The sequence below is a fragment of the Leifsonia sp. McL0607 genome (genome assembly GCF_049993355.1).
GTDB lineage: Bacteria > Actinomycetota > Actinomycetes > Actinomycetales > Microbacteriaceae > Leifsonia.
The window spans coordinates 1926021-1947615 of record NZ_CP188253.1; the positions used below are offsets into that span (position 1 = coordinate 1926021).

The 21595-nt window shown below is 68.4% G+C and carries 30 protein-coding genes and 1 tRNA gene; 18 read left to right on the forward strand and 13 right to left on the reverse strand.

The window, feature by feature from the left end; translation table 11 throughout:
* Nucleotides 1-41 precede the first annotated feature (41 nt).
* The gene (locus ACPPVW_RS09300; protein WP_426626197.1) at nucleotides 42-614 is read right to left on the reverse strand and encodes an RNA polymerase sigma factor; all 573 of its coding nucleotides are present in this window, start codon (nucleotides 612-614) and stop codon (nucleotides 42-44) included.
* A gap of 516 nt (nucleotides 615-1130) precedes the next feature.
* On the opposite strand from ACPPVW_RS09300, the gene ACPPVW_RS09305 reads away from it, so the two are divergent.
* The 4 genes from ACPPVW_RS09305 (at nucleotide 1131) to ACPPVW_RS09320 (ending at nucleotide 2487) form a co-directional block, all read left to right on the forward strand.
* Nucleotides 1131-1289 carry a hypothetical protein gene (locus ACPPVW_RS09305; protein ID WP_426626198.1) on the forward strand — a complete coding sequence of 53 codons (159 nt, stop codon included), beginning with the start codon at nucleotides 1131-1133 and terminating at the stop codon, nucleotides 1287-1289.
* Between the two features lie 50 nt (nucleotides 1290-1339).
* The gene (locus ACPPVW_RS09310) at nucleotides 1340-1519 is read left to right on the forward strand and encodes a hypothetical protein (RefSeq protein ID WP_426626199.1); all 180 of its coding nucleotides are present in this window, start codon (nucleotides 1340-1342) and stop codon (nucleotides 1517-1519) included.
* Nucleotides 1520-1620: 101 nt separating this feature from the next.
* Complete coding sequence (locus ACPPVW_RS09315; protein WP_426626200.1) at nucleotides 1621-2163, forward strand: DUF6611 family protein; 543 nt, start codon at nucleotides 1621-1623, stop codon at nucleotides 2161-2163.
* Nucleotides 2164-2235: 72 nt separating this feature from the next.
* Nucleotides 2236-2487 (forward strand): hypothetical protein, encoded by a 252-nt coding sequence (locus ACPPVW_RS09320; protein ID WP_426626201.1) that lies wholly within the window; start codon nucleotides 2236-2238, stop codon nucleotides 2485-2487.
* On the opposite strand, the gene ACPPVW_RS09325 is transcribed toward ACPPVW_RS09320, so the two are convergent.
* Nucleotides 2484-3428, reverse strand: coding sequence for an NADP-dependent oxidoreductase (locus tag ACPPVW_RS09325; RefSeq protein ID WP_426626202.1), 945 nt, complete (start codon nucleotides 3426-3428; stop codon nucleotides 2484-2486). The genes ACPPVW_RS09320 and ACPPVW_RS09325 overlap by 4 nt on opposite strands.
* A 45-nt stretch (nucleotides 3429-3473) precedes the next feature.
* Nucleotides 3474-4424 carry a helix-turn-helix domain-containing protein gene (locus ACPPVW_RS09330; protein WP_426626203.1) on the reverse strand — a complete coding sequence of 317 codons (951 nt, stop codon included), beginning with the start codon at nucleotides 4422-4424 and terminating at the stop codon, nucleotides 3474-3476.
* 86 nt (nucleotides 4425-4510) lie between these two features.
* Between ACPPVW_RS09330 and ACPPVW_RS09335 the strand changes: the two genes are divergently transcribed.
* The 5 genes from ACPPVW_RS09335 to ACPPVW_RS09355 all read left to right on the forward strand — a co-directional run bounded on the left by ACPPVW_RS09335 (nucleotide 4511) and on the right by ACPPVW_RS09355 (nucleotide 6925).
* The gene (locus tag ACPPVW_RS09335) at nucleotides 4511-4732 is read left to right on the forward strand and encodes a hypothetical protein (RefSeq protein ID WP_426626204.1); all 222 of its coding nucleotides are present in this window, start codon (nucleotides 4511-4513) and stop codon (nucleotides 4730-4732) included.
* A gap of 29 nt (nucleotides 4733-4761) precedes the next feature.
* Nucleotides 4762-5406 (forward strand): HAD-IA family hydrolase, encoded by a 645-nt coding sequence (locus ACPPVW_RS09340; RefSeq protein ID WP_426626205.1) that lies wholly within the window; start codon nucleotides 4762-4764, stop codon nucleotides 5404-5406.
* Nucleotides 5407-5482: 76 nt separating this feature from the next.
* Nucleotides 5483-5833, forward strand: a complete 351-nt coding sequence (locus ACPPVW_RS09345) for an ArsR/SmtB family transcription factor (protein ID WP_426626206.1) — start codon at nucleotides 5483-5485, stop codon at nucleotides 5831-5833.
* Complete coding sequence (locus ACPPVW_RS09350) at nucleotides 5830-6306, forward strand: SRPBCC family protein (protein ID WP_426626207.1); 477 nt, start codon at nucleotides 5830-5832, stop codon at nucleotides 6304-6306. The genes ACPPVW_RS09345 and ACPPVW_RS09350 overlap by 4 nt, the downstream gene beginning before the upstream one ends.
* Nucleotides 6307-6310: 4 nt before the next feature.
* Nucleotides 6311-6925, forward strand: coding sequence for a dihydrofolate reductase family protein (locus ACPPVW_RS09355; protein ID WP_426626208.1), 615 nt, complete (start codon nucleotides 6311-6313; stop codon nucleotides 6923-6925).
* Nucleotides 6926-7277: 352 nt separating this feature from the next.
* Here ACPPVW_RS09355 and ACPPVW_RS09360 read toward each other — a convergent pair whose 3' ends face one another.
* A complete protein-coding gene (locus tag ACPPVW_RS09360; RefSeq protein WP_426626209.1) occupies nucleotides 7278-8294 on the reverse strand; it encodes an alcohol dehydrogenase catalytic domain-containing protein in 1017 nt (338 codons plus the stop codon).
* Nucleotides 8295-8300: 6 nt separating this feature from the next.
* Nucleotides 8301-8594 carry a GNAT family N-acetyltransferase gene (locus tag ACPPVW_RS09365; protein WP_426626210.1) on the reverse strand — a complete coding sequence of 98 codons (294 nt, stop codon included), beginning with the start codon at nucleotides 8592-8594 and terminating at the stop codon, nucleotides 8301-8303.
* 172 nt (nucleotides 8595-8766) lie between these two features.
* Here ACPPVW_RS09365 and ACPPVW_RS09370 point away from each other — a divergent pair, with 172 nt between their 5' ends.
* Entirely contained in the window at nucleotides 8767-9546 is a 780-nt protein-coding gene (locus ACPPVW_RS09370) for a dienelactone hydrolase family protein (protein ID WP_426626211.1), read from the forward strand.
* An 86-nt stretch (nucleotides 9547-9632) separates the two neighbouring features.
* A tRNA-Arg gene (locus ACPPVW_RS09375) sits at nucleotides 9633-9705 on the forward strand.
* A gap of 362 nt (nucleotides 9706-10067) precedes the next feature.
* Here the strand turns inward: ACPPVW_RS09375 and ACPPVW_RS09380 are convergent.
* The 4 genes from ACPPVW_RS09380 to ACPPVW_RS09395 form a co-directional block, all read right to left on the reverse strand.
* Nucleotides 10068-10613 carry a hypothetical protein gene (locus ACPPVW_RS09380; protein ID WP_426626212.1) on the reverse strand — a complete coding sequence of 182 codons (546 nt, stop codon included), beginning with the start codon at nucleotides 10611-10613 and terminating at the stop codon, nucleotides 10068-10070.
* Nucleotides 10614-10620: 7 nt separating this feature from the next.
* Nucleotides 10621-11601 (reverse strand): ImmA/IrrE family metallo-endopeptidase, encoded by a 981-nt coding sequence (locus tag ACPPVW_RS09385; protein WP_426626213.1) that lies wholly within the window; start codon nucleotides 11599-11601, stop codon nucleotides 10621-10623.
* Nucleotides 11598-11978 (reverse strand): hypothetical protein, encoded by a 381-nt coding sequence (locus ACPPVW_RS09390; RefSeq protein ID WP_426626214.1) that lies wholly within the window; start codon nucleotides 11976-11978, stop codon nucleotides 11598-11600. Before ACPPVW_RS09390 ends, ACPPVW_RS09385 begins: the two co-directional genes overlap by 4 nt.
* A 149-nt stretch (nucleotides 11979-12127) precedes the next feature.
* Nucleotides 12128-13306, reverse strand: a complete 1179-nt coding sequence (locus ACPPVW_RS09395; RefSeq protein WP_426626215.1) for a Fic family protein — start codon at nucleotides 13304-13306, stop codon at nucleotides 12128-12130.
* Nucleotides 13307-13520: 214 nt separating this feature from the next.
* Between ACPPVW_RS09395 and ACPPVW_RS09400 the strand changes: the two genes are divergently transcribed.
* Entirely contained in the window at nucleotides 13521-14768 is a 1248-nt protein-coding gene (locus ACPPVW_RS09400) for an IS701 family transposase (RefSeq protein ID WP_426626216.1), read from the forward strand.
* Nucleotides 14769-15007: 239 nt separating this feature from the next.
* A complete protein-coding gene (locus ACPPVW_RS09405) occupies nucleotides 15008-15373 on the forward strand; it encodes a hypothetical protein (protein WP_426626217.1) in 366 nt (121 codons plus the stop codon).
* Between the two features lie 23 nt (nucleotides 15374-15396).
* Here the strand turns inward: ACPPVW_RS09405 and ACPPVW_RS09410 are convergent, their stop codons facing one another.
* Nucleotides 15397-15669 (reverse strand): hypothetical protein, encoded by a 273-nt coding sequence (locus ACPPVW_RS09410; RefSeq protein ID WP_426626218.1) that lies wholly within the window; start codon nucleotides 15667-15669, stop codon nucleotides 15397-15399.
* A 316-nt stretch (nucleotides 15670-15985) separates the two neighbouring features.
* On the opposite strand from ACPPVW_RS09410, the gene ACPPVW_RS09415 reads away from it, so the two are divergent.
* Both ACPPVW_RS09415 and ACPPVW_RS09420 read left to right on the forward strand, forming a co-directional pair.
* Complete coding sequence (locus tag ACPPVW_RS09415) at nucleotides 15986-16807, forward strand: oxygenase MpaB family protein (RefSeq protein ID WP_426626219.1); 822 nt, start codon at nucleotides 15986-15988, stop codon at nucleotides 16805-16807.
* A gap of 265 nt (nucleotides 16808-17072) precedes the next feature.
* Complete coding sequence (locus ACPPVW_RS09420; RefSeq protein WP_426626220.1) at nucleotides 17073-17666, forward strand: dihydrofolate reductase family protein; 594 nt, start codon at nucleotides 17073-17075, stop codon at nucleotides 17664-17666.
* A gap of 167 nt (nucleotides 17667-17833) precedes the next feature.
* Here ACPPVW_RS09420 and ACPPVW_RS09425 read toward each other — a convergent pair whose 3' ends face one another.
* Genes ACPPVW_RS09425 through ACPPVW_RS09435 form a run of 3 tightly spaced genes read right to left on the reverse strand, consistent with a single transcriptional unit; the run spans nucleotide 17834 to nucleotide 19018 of the window.
* Nucleotides 17834-18271, reverse strand: coding sequence for an SRPBCC family protein (locus ACPPVW_RS09425; protein ID WP_426626221.1), 438 nt, complete (start codon nucleotides 18269-18271; stop codon nucleotides 17834-17836).
* On the reverse strand, nucleotides 18268-18639 hold the full coding sequence (locus ACPPVW_RS09430) for an ArsR/SmtB family transcription factor (protein ID WP_426626222.1): 372 nt from the start codon (nucleotides 18637-18639) through the stop codon (nucleotides 18268-18270). The genes ACPPVW_RS09425 and ACPPVW_RS09430 overlap by 4 nt, the downstream gene beginning before the upstream one ends.
* Nucleotide 18640: 1 nt before the next feature.
* Nucleotides 18641-19018, reverse strand: coding sequence for a VOC family protein (locus ACPPVW_RS09435; RefSeq protein WP_426626223.1), 378 nt, complete (start codon nucleotides 19016-19018; stop codon nucleotides 18641-18643).
* Nucleotides 19019-19112: 94 nt separating this feature from the next.
* Between ACPPVW_RS09435 and ACPPVW_RS09440 the strand changes: the two genes are divergently transcribed.
* The 3 genes from ACPPVW_RS09440 (at nucleotide 19113) to ACPPVW_RS09450 (ending at nucleotide 21593) form a co-directional block, all read left to right on the forward strand.
* Nucleotides 19113-19868: an IclR family transcriptional regulator gene (locus tag ACPPVW_RS09440; RefSeq protein ID WP_426626224.1), complete on the forward strand. Its 756-nt coding sequence runs from the start codon at nucleotides 19113-19115 to the stop codon at nucleotides 19866-19868.
* Nucleotides 19869-19907: 39 nt separating this feature from the next.
* Complete coding sequence (locus ACPPVW_RS09445; protein ID WP_426626225.1) at nucleotides 19908-20273, forward strand: META domain-containing protein; 366 nt, start codon at nucleotides 19908-19910, stop codon at nucleotides 20271-20273.
* A gap of 156 nt (nucleotides 20274-20429) precedes the next feature.
* On the forward strand, nucleotides 20430-21593 hold the full coding sequence (locus ACPPVW_RS09450) for a 4-hydroxybenzoate 3-monooxygenase (RefSeq protein ID WP_426622874.1): 1164 nt from the start codon (nucleotides 20430-20432) through the stop codon (nucleotides 21591-21593).
* Nucleotides 21594-21595: the final 2 nt, after the last annotated feature.

Genomic DNA, 21595 nt, shown 5'->3' on the forward strand with positions numbered 1-21595 from the left:
TCCAGGTTCGCGGATCCGCGGATGAGGTCGACCGCTTGCGCTCAGGCGGCTTCGCTGGCATACCAGGCCTTGCGAAGGCCGGCACGCGCCCGGGAGGCGAGCATCGCCGCGGCGGTCGTCTTGATGTGCAGGAGCTCGCCGATCTCCGCGTTCGAGCGCCCCTCCACCTCGGAGTACCAGAGCGCGCGCTGCCAGCGCTCGGGGAGGGTCTTGAACGCCGCGACGGCCGCCTCGTGACGGTCGCTCTCGTCGAGGGCGTCGAAGCGGTCATCCGTGAACCCGACCTCCGGTGCGTCGTCCAGGTCGATGGTGGGGCGGAGGTTGCGGCCCCACGACGCGGCGACCGAACGGATCGTGGTGGCGAGGTAGCTGCGCACGGCTGTCTTCGGGCCCGCACCGTTCCGCACTGCCTGGAGCGTCCGGGCGAAGGCCTCGGAGACCAGGTCGGCCGAGTCGATGCGGGAGGTGATTCGGCGAGCGATCGACGCGCCGACGGCGGCGTGGCGTCGCCAGATCTCACCGAAGGCCCGGTCGTCGCCCTCACGGGTGAGCCGGATCAGCTCCTCGTCGGGGAGTTGGTCTAGCCGAGCGATGCTGGGGATGATGCTGAGCATGATGTTCCTCGGAGGACGTGGGGGCCGGTGCCGGGCCGCCCGCACTCGCATTCGGGATCGAGGTCCGAGTAGAGGACTGACAGACACCCGCCTCTGCTCACGGAATTAGCCTCGCGAATGCCGGTATTTCAGGGAGGCGTAGGACTACGTGTTCGACTACGTGTTCGGCAGAAATACGTATCACCCGCGCGTCACCCTCCGCGGTTGCCGTCCCTGGCGCGGCGTCACCCCTCCGGCATGATGCCGGGTGGTGGTCGTCGACATCGCGGCGATCTGCTGCTGGCTGGAGGGTGTCCCGTCGGCCATCGAGCCCACGGCGACGCGGGTGCGAGCGAGTGCGTCGAACGCTGACGGCCGAGCCCTTCCGAGACGACAGCCCGGGTGAAATCCGGGCTTTCCCGCCGCGCAGTTCCGTCACGTCACCCGCGGACCACTGGATACTGGGCAGCACCCGGAACGGGCGTTACGCATCCGCTCGTGCCGTGTCCCTCAGCAGAGAGAGAAGGGACGGCGACGATGAGCACACTCGAGACCCGCACGCCGATCCAGCGCGGCGTCTGTCCACGCTGCGGAGCGCATGACGCGCGCCCGGCGATCGTGACGACGTTGGCCGGAGGGCCGACGTTCGTCCTGGTCTGCGACAGCTGCGGCGGGTGCCGCGGCTACAACGGCTGAATGCGCTGCAGATCCGACGACTCCCTTCGCGACACCACGAGGAGAAGATCATGTCGAAGAAGACCCGCCAGGCGCAATCCGGTACGACGACGACCGATTCGCACGTCGAGCGCGCCACCAGTGTGGTGACCGGGCAGCCCATCCTCATCCGCTGCCAGTGCCCGCTCGGGCACGATCACACGTACGCCGACTGGCAAGAGCGGTTCGGCACCTCTGCGTTCCGGAATTGAGGCAGGCGGGCTGTCGGCGTGGCATCGGTTTTCCGATGCTTCGCGCATGGATTCCGTGAGGATCCGCTCCGGTCCTCCAGCATCGGCGTAGACCAGTAGGCGTGACGACGATCGACCGGGCTGCCGTGCGCAGTAGGGCCGCGCGCCTCTTGGAGGGAGCCCACCCCTGGGGCTGCTTCGAGGAGACCTCGACGCTCTATGCTGCGCGCACCGGCGTGCATGCGCGACGACTCGTCGTCTACCCGCCAGGGACCAGCGCAGGCGAGCGCCGGGCGCTCGTCTTCCGCCGGCGCTGGCCGACATGCGGTGGGCTGATGGCGCTGCTGGTCTCCCTCGTCGCGGCGCCGGCATCGTCGGTGGTCGCACTCGCCGCGATGGTCGGCGTCTACGCGGCCGGGTTCGTCGTCGGCGCCGTCGTCACGCGCGGCGTCCAGCACGTCTGCCGGGAACTGCGGTGCTCGACGGTCCGCTACGGCGAGACGAGCGAGACCTACGGCGACGCGGAGGGGGTGGAGATGTGCCTTGCTGCTCTGCTCGCCCTCGAACGGGCACGGGCCGTCGGCCGGATCGACGAGGTCGGCTTCGAGCTGGGCTGGGGGAGGATCTACGAGGAGACGGACGCGCGGTCCCGCGAGTTCGGTTGAGCAGCCTGTCCACCGTTCCGACCGCCCACGCTCGTCTGGTGTTCAGCGTCCGCGCGGAGTAGCTTGCGCTGCATGGGTGACCGAGTGGAGCGCGCCCGGGCGTGGCGCGGCATCGCAACCGGGGTGGTGTTCGGGCTGCTCGCCCTGCTGGCGACGACGGCGCTCCTCTTCCTCATCCCGACCGAGGGTGAGAACCCGCGGGCTTGGGGGATCATCGTCTGCGGCGTCGTCGCCGTGGTCGTGTGCGCCCGGCTCGCGCGGCGCAACTGGAGGCTGCTGAAGCACTTCCGTGGGGACGACCTCGAGCCCGCCAAGTACTACTAGGCCGTCAGCACGACCTTGCCGCCGGGATGGCCTCCCTCGACCAGTCGGGCGGCCTCCGCGGCCTCCTCGAGGGGGAGGCTGCGGGCGATGTCGACCTGGAACGCTCCCTCGGCGACGAGGTCGAGCACGAGTGGATAGGCCTCGGCGCGCAGGCGGAGCTCGTCCGCGGTCAACGGCACCGGGTTCCCGCCACCCCAGGCGCGGATGCCCAGCCCGGCCGCGCGCGGCCCCACAACGATCGTGCCGATGCGGGATCGGTCCTCGACCAGCGCGAACGACGCCTCGAGCGCTTCGTCGGTGCCGATCGCGTCGAGGATGCGGTCGTAGCCCTTCGGGGCGGCGTCGCGCAGGCGCTCCAGCAGGCCGGGGCCGTAAGCGACGGGAATCGCTCCGAGCTCGCGCAGCCGGTCGTGGTTGGCGGGCGACGCTGTCGCCACCACGGTCGCGCCCATCCGCCGGGCCAGCTGGATGGCGGCCCGTCCGACGCTGCCGGAGCCGCCGTGGATCAGCAGGGTGGTGCCGGGGCCGACGCCCAACGACACGAGCGTCTGATGGGCAGTGCTCGCCGGGACGCCGATCGCCGCCGCCTCCTCCCAGCTCACAGCAGCGGGCTTGCGCACGAGGTGGGAGGCCGGGGCGACCAGATGAGTCGTGTACGCACCGCGCGCATCCCGCACCACCACCTCGTCGCCGGGAGCCCAGCCGGTCACGCGCGAGCCGACGGACAGCACGACCCCTGCGGCGTCGCTGCCCGGCACCCGCGGCTGCGTGATCGGAGGGCTCGGCCGGGTGCCGCTGCGGAGCTTGCCGTCGATCGGGTTCACTCCCGCAGCGCGCACAGCGACCACCACGCCGTCGTCCGGCGGCACCGGGTCGGGCACCGAGACGACCTCGAGCACCTCCGGGCCTCCGAGGCGGCGGTACTGGATCTGCGTGGCCATGCGTGTCCTTCCGTTCGGGATGGCGAGGGTGCCGAGTGCGGAGGCTCAGCGCTGTGCGAACGCCGCGCGGTACCGCGTGGGCGGCACCCCCACCTCGGCGTCGAAGTGGTGGCGCAGCAGCGTCGCGCTGCCGAATCCGCTGCGCCTGGCGACCTCGTCGACCGGGAGGTCGGTCGTCTCGAGCAGCAGCCGCGCGTGCAGCACGCGCTGCGTGGTCAGCCATTGCATGGGAGGCACCCCGGTCTCGGCGACGAAGCGGCGCGAGAAACTGCGCGTCGACATGTGTGCGCGTGCGGCGAGCCCGGAGACCGTGTGGCTCTTGTCGAGCGTGTCGGTGAGGTGGTCGAGCAGCTCGCTGAAGGTGTCGTCCTCGCAATCGGAGACGGGCTTCTCGATGTACTGGCGCTGGCCGCCGTCGCGCTGCGGGGGCACGACCATGTTGCGTGCAATGGTGTTGGCGACAGCGCTGCCGAGCTCGCGGCGCACCAGGTGCAGGCACGCGTCGATGCCCGCCGAGGTGCCGGCGCTGGTGATGATCGTGCCGTCGTCGATGAACAGGACGTCGGGATTCACCAGCGCCAGCGGGAACCGTCGTTGCAGGGCCTCGGCGTGGCGCCAGTGCGTCGTGCACTCACGGCCGTCGAGGAGGCCGGCGGCGCCCAGCACGAACGCGCCGGAGCAGACGCTGAGCAGGATCGCGCCGCGGTCGTGGGCGCGGCGGAGGCCGTCGATCAGCTCCGCTGGGTAGTCGTCGCGGATGGTCGCGGCGGGCACGGCGATGAGGTCGGCGTCCTCCATCGCTTCCAGGCCGAACGGGGCGATCATGCGCACGCCTGTCTCGTTGCGGATCGTCTCGCCGGGGTTCGCCGAGCAGACGCGGAAGTCGAACGACGGGATGCCCGCGTAGCTGCGGTCGAGCCCGAACACCTCGCAGATCACCCCGAACTCGAACATCGCGAAATCGTCGATGATCGGCACGGCCACGCTCTTCAACATGAGAACCAGTGTACTGGCTGGATCTTTACGAAGATAGACCTGCCGCCATCTCGTGGCGGGATATTTTCGTTCGTAACGTTGAAGACATGGCAAACGGAACTTGGGCACAAGGTATCGAACACGGTTGGGTGGCCCGCCCGGTCAGGATCAATGGCGGCGAGGTCGCCCCGCCCCGCGGGCGCCGCTTCGTGCTGAGCGACTGGCTCCCCGCGGCGGTCGCCGCACGCGGTGGCCGCATCACGCGCGAGACCGACCGTGCGCTCGCCGACCTCCGCGCGGCGCAGGACGCGCGCGGCACCGGCCGCTGAGGGCCATCCGACCCGCCTAGGCTGGTCGGATGGACAGCAGCGCAGGCGGATACCTCTTCGACATGGACGGCACGCTCGTCGACTCCCACGCGGTCGTCGAGGCGGTGTGGACGGAATTCTGCGGGCGCCACGGACTCGACCCGGACGTTGTCCTCGCCTATGCGCACGGGAGGCAGGCGGGCGACACGGTCGCACATTTCCTCCCGGAGGTCCCGGAGGCGGAGCGCGCCGAGCTCGTCGCCGGTCTCGTCACCGAGGAGGTCACCCGCACTGACGGCATCGTGGAGGTGCCCGGCGCGCGTCGACTGCTGGCGGCGCTCGCCGCGCAGGGCGCGCCCGTCGCGATCGTGACGAGCGCGCCACGCCAGCTGGCGGTCGCCCGGCTGAACGCCGCGGGCGTCGGCGTCCCCGGCGTGCTCGTCGCCGCCGAGGACGTCGAACGCGGCAAGCCCGACCCGTCGTGCTTCCTGCTCGCCGCTGAGCGGCTCGGGGTGTCGATCGAGCGGTGCGTCGTGTTCGAGGATGCGGAGGCCGGCCTCGCCGCGGCGGTCGCATCGGGCGGCCGCGTCGTGGTCGTGGGCGGCCACCTGTCGGCCACCACCGACGGCCTGGAGCGCATCCGCGACTATGCCGGAGCGGTTCCCGGCGTCGCGGGAGCGCCCGTAAGCCTCTGATCCGAGGGTTGACGCCTCCAGTGCACCGTCATATCCTTTAGTCAACCGTTCGATTGATTAATGAGGTAGTTGACTAATGGCGGACGACCCTCTCGACAAGGCTTTCGCGGCCCTCTCGGATCCGGTGCGACGCGCGATCGTCGCCCGCCTCAGCAGAGGTCCCGCGACGGTCAACGAACTGGCCGAGCCGTTCGACATCACGCTGCAAGCGGTGTCCAAGCACATCCGTGTGCTCGAGGGCGCCGGCCTGGTGTGGCGCACGCGTGAGGCGCAGCGGCGGCCCGTCCACCTCGACGCCGCGACCCTGGAGCAACTCACCTCGTGGATCGACCGGTACCGGCTGGAGGCCGAGGCGCGCTATCGGGCGCTCGACGGCCTCCTCGCCACAGCAGAACCGAGCACACGAATGAAGGAGAAGGAATCATGAGCAACCCTGTCGTCATCGATGCCATACCCGGCACCTCGTACGCCGACATCACCCGCGAGTTCGAGGCCCCGGTCGAGGCCGTCTTCCGCGCCCACGCCGACCCTGAGCTGTTCGTGCGGTGGATCGGACCGCGGAGTCTCGACAACGCGATCGCTCACTGGGACTTCCGCACGGGCGGACACTACGGCTTCGAGCAGACGGACGCAGACGGCACCGTGTACGCGTTCCGCGGCGTCTTCCACACGGTCGTCGAGAACGTGCTGATCATCCAGACCTTCGAATACCTCGGGGCTCCGAACGAGGTCAGCCTCGACCTGCTGCGGTTCGAGCCGCTCCCGGGCGGCCGCTCCCGTCTCGTCGGTCACTCCGTCTTCCCCTCCAAGGAGGCGCTGGAGGCGATGGTCGCCGAGGGCATGGAGTACGGGATGGTCGAGGGCTACGAGAAGCTCGACGAGCTGCTCGCGAGAAGCTGATCCTGTGGCTCAGGTCATCGCAGACATCACCGTCTCGCTCGACGGCTTCGTCACGGGGCCGGACGCCGGTCCGGGTAACGGCCTGGGAACCGGCGGAGAGCCCCTCCACCGCTGGGTGTTCTCGGACGACCCCGGCGACCAGCGGATCCTCGCGGCGGCAACCGCCCGCTCGGGCGCGGTGGTCATGGGCAGGCGTCTCTTCGATGTGATCGACGCTCCCGACGGCTGGAGCGACGAGCTCGGCTACGGTGCGACGGAGGTCGGAAAGCCGCCGTTCGTCGTCGTGACCAGCGCGGCCCCGGAGGAGGTGCGGCTCACCGGCCTCGACTGGACGTTCGTGACCACGGGCCTCTCGGATGCCATCGCGGTCGCGCGCGAGGGCGCCGAGTCGCAGTCGGAGGCGAAGGGTTCCGCCCTCGACGTGGTGCTCATGGGTGGCGGCGCACTGGTCGGCTCGGCGGTCGCCGCCGGCCTGGTCGACGCGCTGGTGCTTCACATCTCGCCGGTCATCCTCGGCGCAGGCACCCCGCTGTTCGTGGACGAGCCGCGGCGCACCCTAACGCAACGGGAGGTCGTCGTCACCTCGACGGCGACGCACCTCACCTACGATCTCGACTGACGGGCTCAGCTTGCGGTCACGGCAGTTCGAGCCGATACACCGATCGAATGTGGAAGCGCGAGTACGAGATCACCCTGAGCTGAACTCGCATTTGCTCGAACGCGCAGCCGCGGCGTTACTGAGGGGCGCGTCCGCCGTCCCACCTGGTGGGACGGGCTGCGTCTGGCGACAACGGCCGGCGGCCCGTCCTCCCGCCCCGTTTCCCGTGCTTTGAGACGATGCGTCCCAACACGCCGTCGCGTTGCCCGCCGACGCGACGTGTCGGGACGCATCGTTGTCTTCAGGAGGTGGGACGGGCTGCGTCTGGCGACAACGGCCGGCAGCCCGTCCTGCCAACTCGTCGCCGACGGTGTCAGGGCATGGCGAGCACGACCGTGCGGCCGGCCGGCCGCTGCTCGGCGATGCGATGCGCCTCCCACACCGATTCGAACGGGACCACCTGCGGCTCGAACGGGCGCAGTCGGCCATCGGCCACGTCGCCGAGGAGCCCGACGAGCCGGCGGCGGTACGCCGGGCGCTTCCTGAGCACCCAGAACGGCACGGCGCAGACCACCTCCCGCGGGTGGCTGCGACGGCGCAGCGCAGCGGAGGCCGCACCGCGCACCGCGTCCTCGCGCTCGTGCCCGGCACGGCCGACGAATGCGGTGTGGACGATCACGCCGTCCGGGGCGACCGCTTCGCGCACGCGCGGCGATCCCGTGTGGTCGATCGCGGCCTCCACGACACCGCCCGCCAGCTCGCGGACACGGGCGGGCCAGTCGGGGTCGCGATAGTCGGCGATCGGCACCTCCAGGCCCCGCTCGGCGAACCCCGGCGGGAGAGCGGACCCGGTGCCGACCACCGCGCGGCCGTCGCGAAGGGCGAGCTGCGCCACGAGCGACCCGACCGCACCGCTGACGCCCTGGACCAGGAGGCGCCGAGCCGGGCCGGCGTACTGCAGCGCGACCGCCGCGGTCACCGCGTTGAGGGGAAGCGTCGCCGCGACCTCCGAGCTCAGGGCCTCCGGGACCGCGACGAGGAACGTCGGCGACAGCACCAGTCGCGTCGCGTGCGACCCCATCCGTGGCAGAACGCCGGCGACCCGTGCGCCGGTGCGGAGGCCGAGCGCCACAGACACCGCGGACTCGGTCTCGAGCACGCCCACGAAGTCGTAACCGGGCACGAAACCGGGCGTCGGCTGGATCATGTAGCCGCCGCGCCGGGCCAGCACATCCGTGGAGCCGAGCGAGGCATGGGTGATGCGCACGACCACCTCGTTGCCGCGCGGCGGCCGCAGGGTCTCGTGCGCGATCGCCACGGCTGAGGCGTCGCCGAAGCGCACCACCCGCGCGGCGGAGCGCTGCAGCGGCGCGGACCTCCGGCCGGCCATCGGCGCTCAGCCGGCGTGCCGTCGGAGCAGGCCGGCGCGCTCCGGGTGGGCTTCGAACCAGTCGGCGGCGTACCAGCACATCGGCACGATCCTGCGATCGGACGTGCGCTCGATGTCATCGACGGCATACGCCACGAGGTCCGCGGCGTACCCCTTTCCACGCTGCGCGGGCACCGTGAACGCGCGGGTCAGCGAGATCGTGCCGCCCAGGATGCTGTAGTCGAGGATGCCGACCAGTTCGCCGTCGATCCGCATCGCGTAGCGGTTCGCGTCAGTCTCGTTGCTGAACTCGGTGGACATGCGCCCATCGTACGACCGTCGCGAGCCGAAGGGAGGGGAGGTATCGTGAACGACGTGGGAACCCGACCCGCACCGTCCGGGCACCCGCGCGAATTCCGCGATCGAGCTGCAGCAGGCCAGGCCGCGTGCGACACCCGTCGCCCGCGTCGCGAGACACGCTGGAGCCTTACCCGTGACGATCGAGAACCCGTTGCCCGCACTGTCCCCTGCTCACCATGCTCTGCTCGAGCAGGTGCCGATCGGCGAGCACTCCGTGATCGACGCGGAGGTCGTCGAGTACGACCACGAGGACGTCCCGCTCGAGGGCTACCTCGCCAGGGACGTGCAGGCCGACGAGCGACGCCCGGCCGTGCTGATCCTGCACGACTGGCACGGCGTCGGCGACAACGTGCGGATGCGCGCCCAGATGCTGGCCCGGCGAGGGTACGTCGCGTTCGCGGCCGACCTGTACGGCGCGGGCGTGCGGCCCAGCGGGGAGGAGGCCCCTGAGGTCGCCCGCCGGTACTACAACGACCTCGATCTGCTGCGCTCGCGCGTCGCCGCCGGCTTCAGCCGGCTGCAGCAGCATCCGGCCGTCGACCCGGCACGGCTGGCCGTGATCGGCTACTGCTTCGGCGGCACCGCCGCCCTCGAGTTCGCCCGCACCGGAGCGCCGGCGCGCGGCGTCGTCTCCTTCCATGGCGGCCTGATCGCGCACGACCCGTCCGACGCCGCCGCGATCGCGGCCTCCCTGCTGGTGTTGACCGGCGGCTCCGACCCCACCGTCCGCGATGAAGCGGTGGCCGCGTTCGAGGACGAGCTGCGGGGAGCGCCGCACGTCGACTGGCAACTGACCACCTATTCGGGCGCCCCGCATGCGTTCACCATCCCTGGCACGGATCGCTACCGGCCCCTCGCGGACGCCCGCAGCTGGCGCGCGCTGGTGTGCTTCCTCGACGAGATTTTCGCCTGACGGCCGTCGCCGACGCCCTGATTGGCGGTCTGTGAAACGGTCATGTAAGCTCTAACAGGCCCGCGCGACCAACGCAGTCGGGTCATGCGCCACTAGCTCAACGGATAGAGCATCTGACTACGGATCAGAAGGTTGGGGGTTCGAATCCCTCGTGGCGCACGGTGCTCATAAAGCACGAAGAACTGGTTGAGACAGTAACGGAAAGCCCTCGCTTCGGCGGGGGTTTTCGGCTTTCCGGGAGACTCGATAACGTGTTCCCGGGTGTGATACCGGCACTGCACAGATGGGCGATCGGGCGGCGGTCACCGGTGCCTTCCCGCGGCCGCGCCCATACCAGTGGTGCCTACTGCCATGCGGCCACCGGCGTGTCCTGTCCGCTCGCGACGCACCGGCCCGCTCTCCGCCTCCGCGAACACCGCGCAGCGCACCACAGACTGGCGTCACGTCCTGCCGACAACTGTTGGCGAAACTTTAAAGCCACCTCCCCGACCGACCGACGGCTGCGAGTCGGGCGTGAAATGCTACGAGTCTGCCCAGAGGACAAACCCATCCCGGGTGTGCTCGCTCGCCGGCCACCCACGTTTCTTTGACCGGAGATACGTGACGTACGTCCACAGCTCTTCCCGGCTAATCCGCTTCGTCTTGTAGAGAACCTTCAGCAGGTCCCACGTGGCATAGGTCTTCACCCCTTCTCGACGCGCCGCTTCGCGCGCAGATCGGTCATCTGTGACGAACGCCGCGGAAATCCCGCGGGTGCGAATGATGACGATGGTCTCGGCTTCGCCGAGATGCTTGTACGGTCCGTCTTCTGGCTCAGCAAGATCGATGCGTAGCGATTCGATCTCGAGGCGTTCGTCTTGAGTTTTCGGATAGAGCGGTTCGCCGAAGATGTCACCGGCGTCGGCCATGTCCTCATGGCCGCTCTTCGATGAGAGTCGTAGGCACTCATATTCAACAGTCGCGCACCATCGGCCAACGGACCCAGCGAACTGCTTGAGAAGGTCCATGCGGTGAATCAATGCAAAGTTGACGACGACGGTGGTGTCCGGAAAAAGCAGGTAGGTCACGTGTTGCCTAGATCAACCCGAGAAGCGCTGCAAGCTCGTCGGCCTTGTCTGAGTCGCCCTCATCGGTCGTCGGTTCCGCCACTTCCAGGGTTGACGCTCCAACGCCGAGCATCCATGCGAGGAACGCAACACTGATTCGACCCTCCGCGATAGCCTCCTGATGAGCCTCGATTAGGCTCCTCGGGAAGCGTCGCGCCGAAGCATTTTCCATCCGTTCAGCGATGGCATCTGGTGTCAATGAGTCGTGGTTCCAGTGTTGACGCAGCAGAGCCTGAGTTGGTAAGTCAAGCGCGTGCTCGATCACGTGCGGAAGTTGGATGTTCAGCTTCCGTAGTCGCCGCTGTAATGCGTCAGTTGAAATACCGGTGTCCCAGACAAATCTGGCGAGCTCGCGCGGGTCTATTGCGCTCCACTCGACCTCGCGCAACGTTCGTTCTGGAAGGAGCAGATTCGCGGCGAATGCGTTTGCGGAGGGCTCGCTCCGGTGGCCGGCGAGGTGAGCCAACTCATGAGCCAGGCCCCAGTTTTCCCTGAACCAGTTGCCCGTGGCTTGAATGGCGATTACGAGTCGACCGGCTGACGCGAAGGAGTACGCGGTTGCCAACTCGGGCAGGCGGATTACGTCAACACCGAGCTTGTTCTCGATTCGTTCGATTAAGGGGCGTACAAAGTCCTCGCCCAAGGAGGCGCGTACGTTCTCGGCCGTGGCCGGGATGGATTGGGGCGTGCCGTCATCGAGAAAGGCTTGTCGATAAGCAACATGTATGTCTTCAAGGACGGTCGAATCCGCCACCTCAGAAGGCAGAGAGTGAAGGCGTGACTCCTGGTCGTAATCGTGACGCGCTGCGAACACAAGCTTGTTCGGATCTGGCTGGCCAGTTATCAGCCAATAAACGTCTGTGTCGAGCTCCGTGGCAATTCGCGCAAGCTCGACCGAAGAGAACGCCCGCTTGTCGTTAATGGCTCGCGAGAATGAATCGGGTGTCATCGAAACTCGATCGGCCAGGTCGCGCTGCGTGATCGCTGGAGAGCGGGATTCGACAAGGTGGGCGACGCGGGCCCCAATAGTATCCACCACAACCACAACACTAAATGACTGTTGGGAAATTCCCAATAGGTACGCCAAGTCATCCTCAAGGTGCCCGCTGCGAACGTCACCTCATTGTCGACCGCGTAGGCGATCACACACCCATCTACGAAGCCGAACTGCTGACGCAGCTCGCTGCGGAACGGGATGCGCACCTCCACCACCGCCGATCGAACCGCGTCAGCTCGCCACCCACCAGCGGGCTGAAGTCCTGCGCGGCGAACGCCGCCTTTGGGGTCGTCCCCCGCCTTATCCCAGTCGGCCTTCTCGTCGCTCAACCGACAACTCGCACCATGGGCGGTCGGCGTGGCCGGAAGCCCGCCCAGCGCTCGTCTTCAAAAGGCCAGGAGCGAGAAGGTGCGGGTGCCCGCGCGGGGCGGCCCCGGGTACGGCCGTGGCCCGCTCGCACGAACCGCCCGACCACAACTCAGCGCCCGTCCCGCCGCCCCGTCCGAACCGCGAACGCCTCGAGCGCATCAAGGGCTTCCTGGTTCACCCAGATGCGATTCCGCCTCTTCGAGTTGCCGGGGGCGAGGATGCCGCGATCGGCGAGCTGCGCCAGCGCGTGCGTCACGGCGGGCCGGCTGGCCCCGGTCAGCCGGACGGCGATCGTGGAGTTGAGGGCGGGATACTCCAGCGAGAGGTCGGCCAGCACCCGGGCTGTCGCGTCGGCGCGGATGTCCGATAGCGCGGTGTCCCCGTCGCGACGGAGCGCCTCGAGATCGTCTGCGAGGTGCTTCGCGTTCGCGAGGGCAGAGAAAGACGCGTCGGCGAATGCTGCGACGATGGCGCCGGGCTCGCCTCTCCGATACGCCGTCAGCGCCTCGAAGTAGCTGCGGATGTCCGTGAGCAACCCGGCCGAGACCGGCACCGTCAGGTGGCGGAGGACGCCAGCGTGGCGGAGCAGTGCGTGTAGGAGTGCTCGGCCGGTCCGACCGTTCCCGTCGGGGAACGGGTGAATGGTCTCGAACTGCGCGTGCGCAATGGCGGCCTGTGCGAGCACGGGGACGTCCGTCCGTCGGATGAAGGCGATCAGGTCGTCCATGGCGGCGGGCACGCGCTCCTGGTGCGGCGCGACGAACTGCGCATCGTGTGGGAGCCGTCCGCCGATCCACACCTGTTCATCGCGGTACGCGCCTACCCGTTCCGGCTGCGCCTCCCGAAGGAGCGCATCGTGGATCTCGATGATGGACGCGTTCGAGATCGTGTCGGCGAGCCGGATCGCCGCCTCCATCGCCCGAACGTTGCTGATGATCAGGGCGGCGTTGCCTTCGGCGCGTTCGCCGATGGCAGCCTCGGCGATGGCGCGCGGGCCGGACGTGAGGTTCTCGATCTGCGAGCTCGATGCCGATTCCGTTCTCAGGAGAATGCCCGAGAACGGTGCGGGAAAGCGCGTCATCTCGCTGTCGAATCGCACGAGAGCCTGTGTGGCCTCGTCGGCCGAGGTGAGGACATCGGCGGGCAGGTCGAACACCGCCTCCGCGATGGAGGCCGGGATCGATGCATCGTAGGCCTCGCGGCGGCGGAGGCTCAGCCTGCGGGAGTCGTATTCGGGCGCTTCGAGCGGAGGCAGTGTGCGCGACTCGTAGCTCACGGCCGTACTCATATCCTTCGCCTCCGATCTGTCTTAGTAAAGGATAGCTTCTAACCTTTACTAACGGGGGACAGCCTTGGGGAAGGAGTCGATGCCGCCCGGTCGTATGGGAGCGGAGGTCCGCCCCCATACGACATCGGGTAAGACGCCGGCGCGCTTCGAGACGCCCCCTAGTAGTACTTGGTTAGGTCTTGTTAACTCTGGCTGAGGCTGTTAATCTCGCGGGGTGGATCGGGTTGAGATCGAGCGGGTGCGCGGGGAGTTGGACGAGTTCGTGGGCGAGGTCTTCGCGTCGCTTGCGCGGAAGGATCAGCGGGCGAAGGGTGGCCTGTATTTGCAGGGGCTGATGCTGGAGGGTCGGCGTAAGTCGATGCAGCCGATGGGTGATCGGCTCGGGATCGATTACCAGCAGTTGCAGCAGTTCGTGTCCTCGTCGCGGTGGCCGGTCGAGCCGGTCCGCAGGCAGCTCGCGCGTGCGGCCGTCGGACTGATCGGCCCGGAAGCGTGGGTGGTTGATGACACCGGGTTCGTGAAAGACGGCCCGGCCTCTCCTGGCGTCGCCCGCCAGTATTCGGGCACCTTGGGGAAGATCGGGAACGTGCAGATCGGCGTCAGCGTGCATGCTGTCACCGATGCTGCGTCGTGTCCGCTGGGGTGGCGGCTGTTCTTGCCAGAGTCGTGGGACGACGCCTGCGCGGATACGAACGAGGACGCTGAGCAGATCGCGGCGCGGCGGGTGAAGGCGCAGATCCCGGACACCGTCCGGCACCGCGCCAAGTGGGAACTCGCGCTGGAGATGATCGACGAGCTGGGCTCGTGGGGGCTGCGCCCGCCGGTGATGGTCGGCGATGCCGGCTATGGGGAGATCGGGTCCTTCCGCACCGGCCTGACCGAACGAGCGATCCCCTACATCGTGCAGGTGAAGTCGTCGACGAGCGTGCACGATGCCGCCGCCCGGTTCGAGATGCCCGAACAGACCGGGAAACGGGGGCGCCCGTTCACTACGGCCAGTTACCGGAGCACCCCGGTCCAGGCGAAGGCCTACGCCGAGGCCCTGCCCGCCGGCGCGTTCCAGCAAGCGTCCTGGCGGCAAGGGTCGAAAGGTGCCATGACCAGCCGGTTTGCCGCAACACGAGTGCGTCCCGCGAACCGAAACCTGCCCCGCAACCCAGACGGGTCGTTGCCCGACTGCTGGTTGTTGATCGAGTGGCCCCACGACGCCACCGAGCCCACCGATTACTGGCTCTCCACGCTCCCGCCCGACACGCCGACCACCGAGCTCGTCCGGCTCGGGAAGATCCGATGGCGCATCGAGCACGACTACCGCGAACTCAAACACGGCCTCGGGTTGGACCACTTCGAGGGCCGCACCTGGCTCGGCTGGCACCACCACGTCACCCTCGTCACCGCCGCACACCTGTTCATCACCACCCAACGACTGGCCGCCGACCCAAAAGCAGCAGGGGCAGCCTGAGCTTCTACGAGATCCTCCGCGAACTCCAAACCGCGGTCATCCGACTCCTCAGCCACTGCCCCTACTGCAAACGCGCCGGACCAACCTAACCAAGTACTACTAGTTGCGTGCGCGCGCACCGGTGACCCTTCCAGGGTAACCGCTGAGTAGACCGTACAGTCGACCCTGTTTCGGCGCGGCGTCCAGCGCCGGATTGCGGGCCTGCCCGAAACGGGAGGCCGCTGGTTATGCTGTGCGCCATGAGCACGAAGAGCAAGCAGGGACCGCATCAGGAGGAGACGCTGCACCTGGGCTCTCACCGGGGGATGTGGGGAGCGTTCGCCGGGCTGATCACGGCCGTCCTCATCGCGTACCCGCTGTCGGCGAGCGTCGCGTTCGCCACCCATCCGGCGACGCAGAAGCTGTTCGGCGAGCGGTTGGCCTCCACGTCGCAGGCCGGATTCCAGGCGTTCTGGTGGATCATCGCGCTCGGCTGCTTGGCGCTGCCGTTCATCGTGGGCTTCGGCATCGCGAGGATGTCGGCCCGCACTCTCGTCATCATCGGCGCGTTGGTCGTGATCTTCCTGATCCTGGTGCTCGTTCTGGGGCAGGTGTTCCTGTTCTGAGCGCGGGCTCCTCGCGCGGACCCTCAGACGTCGGCGTCTCCGAGATCGTCGGCGTCTCCGAGGTCGTCGGCGTTCAGGTCGTCCGGCGACCCCATCACGGCCGGCACGCACTCGGCGAAGGCGTAGCGCAGGAGCACGGGCCACTCGCTGGAGTCGACCAGGTCGAAGACGTCGACGACCGCCGCTCCGCCGATGTGGGAAGGCACGCGCAGCTCGAAGGGCGGCTCACTCGTCCGCTCGAACTCGATCTCGTACGCGATGTCGCCGCGTTCGAGGACGGCCAGCACGGTCTCCATGTCTTCCGTCCTACCTGATCTGCTCCCTCCCGAAAACCCCTTCTTGCCCTCGACAGAGGTCAGCGGCGGCTACAGCGTCCGGAGGGGCGCCGGCGGAAGCCCTCCGGGCCGGGGTCGGTGGCCGCATGCCGACGATGCCGTCCCGCACGACGGGATGGTCGTCGACCACCAGAAGATGCAGGGGGCCTCGCCGCTCTCCGCGGTCATGATGAGCGCCCCGGAGGAAGCGAAGGTGGTTCAAAGGGATGGCGGTTCGTTTCACAGCGTTTGCCTGTGATTGTGACCTCTGAAGTTCTACACCTGTTACTTTAGGCGGATGGTCGCAGACCCCTACGAGCCCTTCCGTTTGGCGGCCCAGCGCACGCACAGCCGTGGAATCTTCTTCGGCTTCATGGCCGCCTATTACCGGTCTTTCGCGGTGCCTCACGTTGCCAAGCAGCTCGTCGAACACGGAGAGATTCTTCGGAACCCCGATAAACGCGCCTCCGACACGGGGATCGTGATCTATGAGGTCATTCAGGGCGGCTTCGACTCGCCACGAGCGACGTCGATGGTCGAGTTGCTTCGGCGAGTCCACCGGCGCGTGGTCGGGTCATCGGACGACTACATGTTCGCCCTCGTCTCCCAGCTAGTGACCCCGGTTCGATTCACACGAACGTACGGTCGGACGCCTCTTGCCCACGATGTCGTGGAAGCCGGGGTGGCTTTCTACACCGAGTTGGGATCCCGGATGGGAATCGCGGGTCTGCCCCGGACCTTTGCGGAATGGGAGGAGTTCCACAACACATTCGAGAATGAGCATGTGGCTCAATCTGTCGAGGGACTGCTACTGATGGAGAGGGCGCTCCCAGGGTTCCGGGCACGCCTCCCTGCGCCGATGCGGTGGCTGGGGGCTCGAGTCCTCTCGGCGGCGATGCAGAGTGCGGCGGTCTCCGAAGCGCTCGGACTTCCCGTGCCGGAGCGAGTCGGGCAGGCGGTCTTGAAGGTGATGACGGGTCGCGGCGGATCTCGCGAGACGGACTTCTTTGTTCCGGGCCAATCGAGTCGGTCCTACCCGCTTGGGTATGGCCTCGGTGACGTAGGACCGGAGTCACGCAGTCTGGGTGCAGCTGACTCGGAGCAAGAGTCTGCCCGGTAGCAGCATCGGTGGTACCCGTCCGGGGTGGATGGTGTGTCGCGTACTCAGTCGCTCTGATACTGCGCGGGCTCGGATCGAGCCGTTCATGCCGGTTCCGGACGGACCCGCCGTGGCGGCATTCCGGGGCGGTCGGCCGCACGCTGCCGCGGTGCGCCGGGCCGCGAGAACGTCGGGCTGTCTGTTGCGATTGCGCAGCCGACTGTTGCACCCCGGCCCGGTCGGGTGTAAACGGGTGGGGAACCGCAACGGACCAGGAGGTAGCGGCATGTCCTCGATCGTGGTGCAGTCGTTCGTCACCCTCGACGGCGTCGTCCAGGGGCCGGGCGGCCCGGAGGAGGACGTCGCGGGGGATTTCCCGTACGGCGGCTGGCAGTTCGACTACGACGACGACGGCACTGTGGAGGCGTGGGAGAAGAACACGGAGGCGCTGCTGCTCGGTCGACGGACCTACGAGCTGTTCGCCGGCTCGTGGGGCGTGTGGAGCGAGGACGAGGAGGGGTTCCAGGGCGAGCTGACCCGCCGCTACAACCGCATCCCGAAGTACGTCGCGTCGCGCACGCTGAGCGAGGTCGCCTGGAAGAACTCGTACCTGCTCGGTCCGGACGTCCCCGCTGCGGTCGATCGTCTGCGCGCGGAGTCGGGAGGCGAAATCCGGGTGTGGGGGAGCACCGAACTCGTCCGCACCCTGGCCGAGCACGACCAGGTCGACGAGTACCGCCTCCTGGTGCACCCGCTCGTGCTGGGCACGGGCAAGAAGCTGTTCGGCGACGGCTTCCCGTATTCACGGCTCGCGCTGGTCGAGTCGCGGTCGACCTCCGCGGGCGTCGTGGTGAACGTGTACCGGAGGGCGCGCGGCTGAGGGGATGCACATGAAAGGTGCTCGTCTCGTGATACTTCGGGGTCCTGTTCGAGTGCTTCATCGCAGGCAAGGCTTCGCCTGGTGAGACGTAGAAACGTTCAAGGAAGGGCAGCAGGCTTTCGGGCGCTTTATTGCATCGGGATAAAGCTTCCAAAAGCCTCTAAACGTCACATCGCCTCCAGTGCGGCCACCATCCGGCTGAAGACGCGCGACCGCCAGCCGCCGTTCATGATCTGGAAGGCGCGCGACTGGTCCGGGTCGTCGAGATCGAAGCCCTCCTGGGTCAGCAGGAGGCGGGTGCCCGTGCCCTCCGCCACGAGGCGCCAGGTGACGACGGTGTCGAGCGCCGTGCCCTCGCTCGACCAGGAGATGCGCAGAAGCCGACCAGGGTCGACCTCCAGCACCTCGCACTGGACGACGCCGGAGAACGAGGTCTGCGGCACCGGCTCCGTTCGGAACTCGAAGCGCGTGCCCACGACCGGTGCGTAGCCGTCGTGGGGCATCAGCCAGCCGGCGAGCAGGTCGGGTTCGCTGAGCACGCGCCACAGTTTCGCGGGCGGGTGCGGCAGGAACTCGTCGAACTCGAAGGTGGTGAGGGTGGTCATCTGGTCTCCCGATCGGTGTGTGCAGGGGTGTCGTCGTCCGGCAGTGCGTCGAGCGCCGCGTGGAGGCGCCGCATGCGCTCGCGCCAGAAGCGTTCGTGCGGCGCCATCCAGTCGCGCACCTCGCTCCACGGCTCGGCTGTGAGCGCGTAGTACACCTTGCGCCCGGCCGTGCGCTCGGCGACCATGCCGGCGTCCCGGAGGGCGCGCAGGTGCTCGGACACCGACGGTCGGCTCATCGAGAACCGCGCGGCGATCTCGCCGGTGCTGCGCTCGCCCTCGAGCAGGAGGTCGAGGATGTCGCGCCGTGTGGGGTTCGCGAGCGCGCCGAACAGCCGGTCTGCCGCCGTGTCCTTCGCGCGGACCGGCACGTCAGCCCTGCTGCAGCAGCACGAAGCCGTTGCCGTCGGGGTCGGCGAACTGCGCCTGCACGCCCCAGCCGACCTGGTCGGGGCCGGTGACCTCCACGCCGGCGGCGTCGAGCGCGGCCACGACGCCGGCGATGTCGTCGGTGTGGAGCACGATGCCCTGCTGCCAGCCGGGCGCCGCCTGCCCGGGGAACGGCGCGTGCAGGGTGAAGTCGACGGAGCTGCCCTCGGGGGCGACCGACAGCCAGCGTGCGTCTGCGTACGCGGTGTCCGCGCGCACCTCGAAGCCGAGCACGTCGCGGTAGAAGGCGAGCGAGCGATCCTGGTCGGCGACGGGGATGGTGACGGTCTGGATGCGGACGCGGGGCGTGGAGGAGGTCATGGCAGAAGTATATGTAGGAAAAAACCTACGGATCAACACCTCGCGGGGTCCGGCCTCTCGACGAGCTGTCCCCGGGCGGTCGTAGGCTGACCGCATGGCCGGTGGAGCTCAGGACGACCGCAGCGTCGCAGAGCGCGTCTTCGCGATCGCGGACGCCTTCGAACGGGGCGACGAACTGACGCTCAGCGAGGTTGCCAGGCGGGCCGACCTCCCGGTCTCGACCGCGCACAGGCTGCTGGCTGAGTGGGTCGCCTGGGGCGGGCTCGTCCGCGGCGACGACGGCCGCTATCGGGTCGGAATGAAGCTGTGGCGGCTCGGCGTGCGCCAGCCGACGGCGCGCAAGCTCCGGGAGGCCGCGCGCCCCTACCTCGACGACCTCCTGGAGGCGACGGGGGAGCACGTCCACCTCGCGGTGCGCGACGGGCTGGGCGCGATCTATCTTGAGCGCCTGTCCGGTCCCGGCGCCATCCGCGTCATCAGCGATGTGGGGTCGCGCCTCCCGCTGCACGCCACCGGGGTCGGTCTGGTGCTCCTGGCGTACGCCCCGCCCGGCACGCTCGACGAGGTACTGGCGCAGAACCCGCGCAAGTTCCAGCCGAACACGCTGACGAGCGAGAAGGAGCTCCGTGCCCGGCTCGCGAGCATCCGAACGACGGCGGTGTCGCAGTCGATCGAGGAGCTGACGCGCGGCGCGTTCTCGGTCGCGGCGCCGGTGCGCGACACTGCGGGCGACGTCGTCGCGGCGGTGTCGATCATCGCGCACGTCGAGCGGTCAGGCGAGCCGCAGTTCGTTCTCGGTGTGCGCATGGCCGCGCGGGGCATCTCCGCGGCGCTCGTCGCGGGCCGCTGACCCCGGACGGGCCGTTCGGGCTACCGGTACCTTCTACGCATGCTCACGCACAGAACGCTCAGATCAGCACTCGCGGCGGCCGTGGTGCTCGCCGCCCTGTCCGGATGCGCGTCGTCCGGATCCGCCTCCCCGGCCGGTGACTGGGGAGTCGTCAAGGCGGGCCAGCCATCGCTCACGATCGAGTCCGACGGCTCCTTCCACGGCACGGATGGCTGCAATGCGCTGAAGGGCGACGGGAAGATCTCCGGTCAGAAGTTCACGTTCGGGCCGTTCGCCTCCATCATGAAGGTGTGCGAGGGCGTGACGCCGTGGCTCAACCTCGCGGTCACCGCGAAGGTCGAAGGCGACTCGCTCGTCGTCTTCCGAGGTGATGGCGACAAGATCGGCACGCTGTCGCGCCGATGACGAGGTGATCCCCGGGGCGAGTCCATCCCGCTGGGCGGAACATCGACACGTTTCATCGCGAGGCGAAATTCTTTCCGTTCAGTGGAAAGACCATATACCTTCGCGCGAGCGTGGCGAAAACTAGGACGACCTTCCCACAGACGCGAAAGGCGGAAAATGCGAACCCAGGTCGCCATCATCGGGGCCGGGCCCGCGGGACTCCTGCTCGGCCACATCCTCAGACGTGCAGGAATCGGTTTTGTCATCCTCGAGCAGAAGAGCCGCGAGTACGTGCTCGGGCGCGTTCGTGCCGGTGTCCTCGAACAGGGCTCCGTCGACATCCTGCGCGAGCTCAGCCTCGACGCCGACCTCGTCGAGCGCGGGCTGACCCACCACGGCATCTACCTGCAGTACGAGGGACAGCGCCACCACATCGACTTCGTCGACCTCGTCGGTCGCACGGTCACCGTCTACGGCCAGCAGGCGCTCGTGCGTCACCTTCTCGCCGAGCACGACCGGGTGGGTTCCGACGTCCGCTTCGAGACGACGGGGGTCGCCCCGCACGATCTCGACACGAACGCCCCCTTCGTGACGACCGACGAGGGCGAGCGGATCGACTGCGAGATCGTCGTCGGCGCCGACGGCTACCACGGCGTCTGCCGCCCGGCCATCCCGGGCGTCCAGGCCCTCGAACGCAGCTATCCCTACGCCTGGCTCGGCATCCTGGCCGACGTCGCGCCCTCGACGGACGATCTCATCTACGCCCTGCACCCCGACGGCTTCGCCATGCACTCCATGCGCTCGCTCGAAGTGTCGCGGCTCTACCTGCAGGTCGACCCCGACGAGTCGATCGACGCCTGGTCGGACGAACGCATCTGGGAGGCGCTGCAGACACGGCTCGGCGTTCCGGGCTGGACCCTCCAGGAGGGCGTCATCACCGAGAAGTCGATCACGCCGATGCGCAGCTTCGTCGCCTCCACCCTCGAGCACGGCCGGCTGTTCCTCGCTGGAGACGCCGGTCACATCGTGCCGCCGACCGGAGCCAAGGGTCTCAACTCGGCGATCGCCGACGTCGCTCTTCTCGGGCGTTCGCTGGCCGCGCACTTCCGCGGCGATGACGCCCTCCTGAAGCGCTACGGCGCCTCCGCGCTCGCACGCCAGTGGAAGGTGCAGCAGTTCTCCCAGTGGATGACGGAGATGCTCCACGTGCACAGGGAGGTCGCCGATCCGTCGGCCAGAGCCTTCCGCTACCGCAGCCAGCTCGGACAGCTGGAGTACACCACAGGATCGCGCCACGCTCAGGCGGCCCTCGCCGAGCAGTATGCGGGTCTTCCCTTCTGAGG

What these genes read in the sequence shown, in the direction of transcription:
- ACPPVW_RS09300 (WP_426626197.1), bottom strand. Translation starts at nt 614, where the DNA reads ATGCTCAGCATCATCCCCAGCATCGCTCGGCTAGACCAACTCCCCGAC.
- ACPPVW_RS09305 (WP_426626198.1), top strand. Translation starts at nt 1,131, where the DNA reads ATGAGCACACTCGAGACCCGCACGCCGATCCAGCGCGGCGTCTGTCCA.
- ACPPVW_RS09310 (WP_426626199.1), top strand. Translation starts at nt 1,340, where the DNA reads ATGTCGAAGAAGACCCGCCAGGCGCAATCCGGTACGACGACGACCGAT.
- ACPPVW_RS09320 (WP_426626201.1), top strand. Translation starts at nt 2,236, where the DNA reads ATGGGTGACCGAGTGGAGCGCGCCCGGGCGTGGCGCGGCATCGCAACC.
- ACPPVW_RS09325 (WP_426626202.1), bottom strand. Translation starts at nt 3,428, where the DNA reads ATGGCCACGCAGATCCAGTACCGCCGCCTCGGAGGCCCGGAGGTGCTC.
- ACPPVW_RS09330 (WP_426626203.1), bottom strand. Translation starts at nt 4,424, where the DNA reads ATGTTGAAGAGCGTGGCCGTGCCGATCATCGACGATTTCGCGATGTTC.
- ACPPVW_RS09335 (WP_426626204.1), top strand. Translation starts at nt 4,511, where the DNA reads ATGGCAAACGGAACTTGGGCACAAGGTATCGAACACGGTTGGGTGGCC.
- ACPPVW_RS09340 (WP_426626205.1), top strand. Translation starts at nt 4,762, where the DNA reads ATGGACAGCAGCGCAGGCGGATACCTCTTCGACATGGACGGCACGCTC.
- ACPPVW_RS09345 (WP_426626206.1), top strand. Translation starts at nt 5,483, where the DNA reads ATGGCGGACGACCCTCTCGACAAGGCTTTCGCGGCCCTCTCGGATCCG.
- ACPPVW_RS09350 (WP_426626207.1), top strand. Translation starts at nt 5,830, where the DNA reads ATGAGCAACCCTGTCGTCATCGATGCCATACCCGGCACCTCGTACGCC.
- ACPPVW_RS09360 (WP_426626209.1), bottom strand. Translation starts at nt 8,294, where the DNA reads ATGGCCGGCCGGAGGTCCGCGCCGCTGCAGCGCTCCGCCGCGCGGGTG.
- ACPPVW_RS09365 (WP_426626210.1), bottom strand. Translation starts at nt 8,594, where the DNA reads ATGTCCACCGAGTTCAGCAACGAGACTGACGCGAACCGCTACGCGATG.
- ACPPVW_RS09385 (WP_426626213.1), bottom strand. Translation starts at nt 11,601, where the DNA reads ATGACACCCGATTCATTCTCGCGAGCCATTAACGACAAGCGGGCGTTC.
- ACPPVW_RS09395 (WP_426626215.1), bottom strand. Translation starts at nt 13,306, where the DNA reads ATGAGTACGGCCGTGAGCTACGAGTCGCGCACACTGCCTCCGCTCGAA.
- ACPPVW_RS09405 (WP_426626217.1), top strand. Translation starts at nt 15,008, where the DNA reads ATGAGCACGAAGAGCAAGCAGGGACCGCATCAGGAGGAGACGCTGCAC.
- ACPPVW_RS09410 (WP_426626218.1), bottom strand. Translation starts at nt 15,669, where the DNA reads ATGGAGACCGTGCTGGCCGTCCTCGAACGCGGCGACATCGCGTACGAG.
- ACPPVW_RS09415 (WP_426626219.1), top strand. Translation starts at nt 15,986, where the DNA reads ATGGTCGCAGACCCCTACGAGCCCTTCCGTTTGGCGGCCCAGCGCACG.
- ACPPVW_RS09420 (WP_426626220.1), top strand. Translation starts at nt 17,073, where the DNA reads ATGTCCTCGATCGTGGTGCAGTCGTTCGTCACCCTCGACGGCGTCGTC.
- ACPPVW_RS09425 (WP_426626221.1), bottom strand. Translation starts at nt 18,271, where the DNA reads ATGACCACCCTCACCACCTTCGAGTTCGACGAGTTCCTGCCGCACCCG.
- ACPPVW_RS09435 (WP_426626223.1), bottom strand. Translation starts at nt 19,018, where the DNA reads ATGACCTCCTCCACGCCCCGCGTCCGCATCCAGACCGTCACCATCCCC.
- ACPPVW_RS09440 (WP_426626224.1), top strand. Translation starts at nt 19,113, where the DNA reads ATGGCCGGTGGAGCTCAGGACGACCGCAGCGTCGCAGAGCGCGTCTTC.
- ACPPVW_RS09445 (WP_426626225.1), top strand. Translation starts at nt 19,908, where the DNA reads ATGCTCACGCACAGAACGCTCAGATCAGCACTCGCGGCGGCCGTGGTG.
- ACPPVW_RS09450 (WP_426622874.1), top strand. Translation starts at nt 20,430, where the DNA reads ATGCGAACCCAGGTCGCCATCATCGGGGCCGGGCCCGCGGGACTCCTG.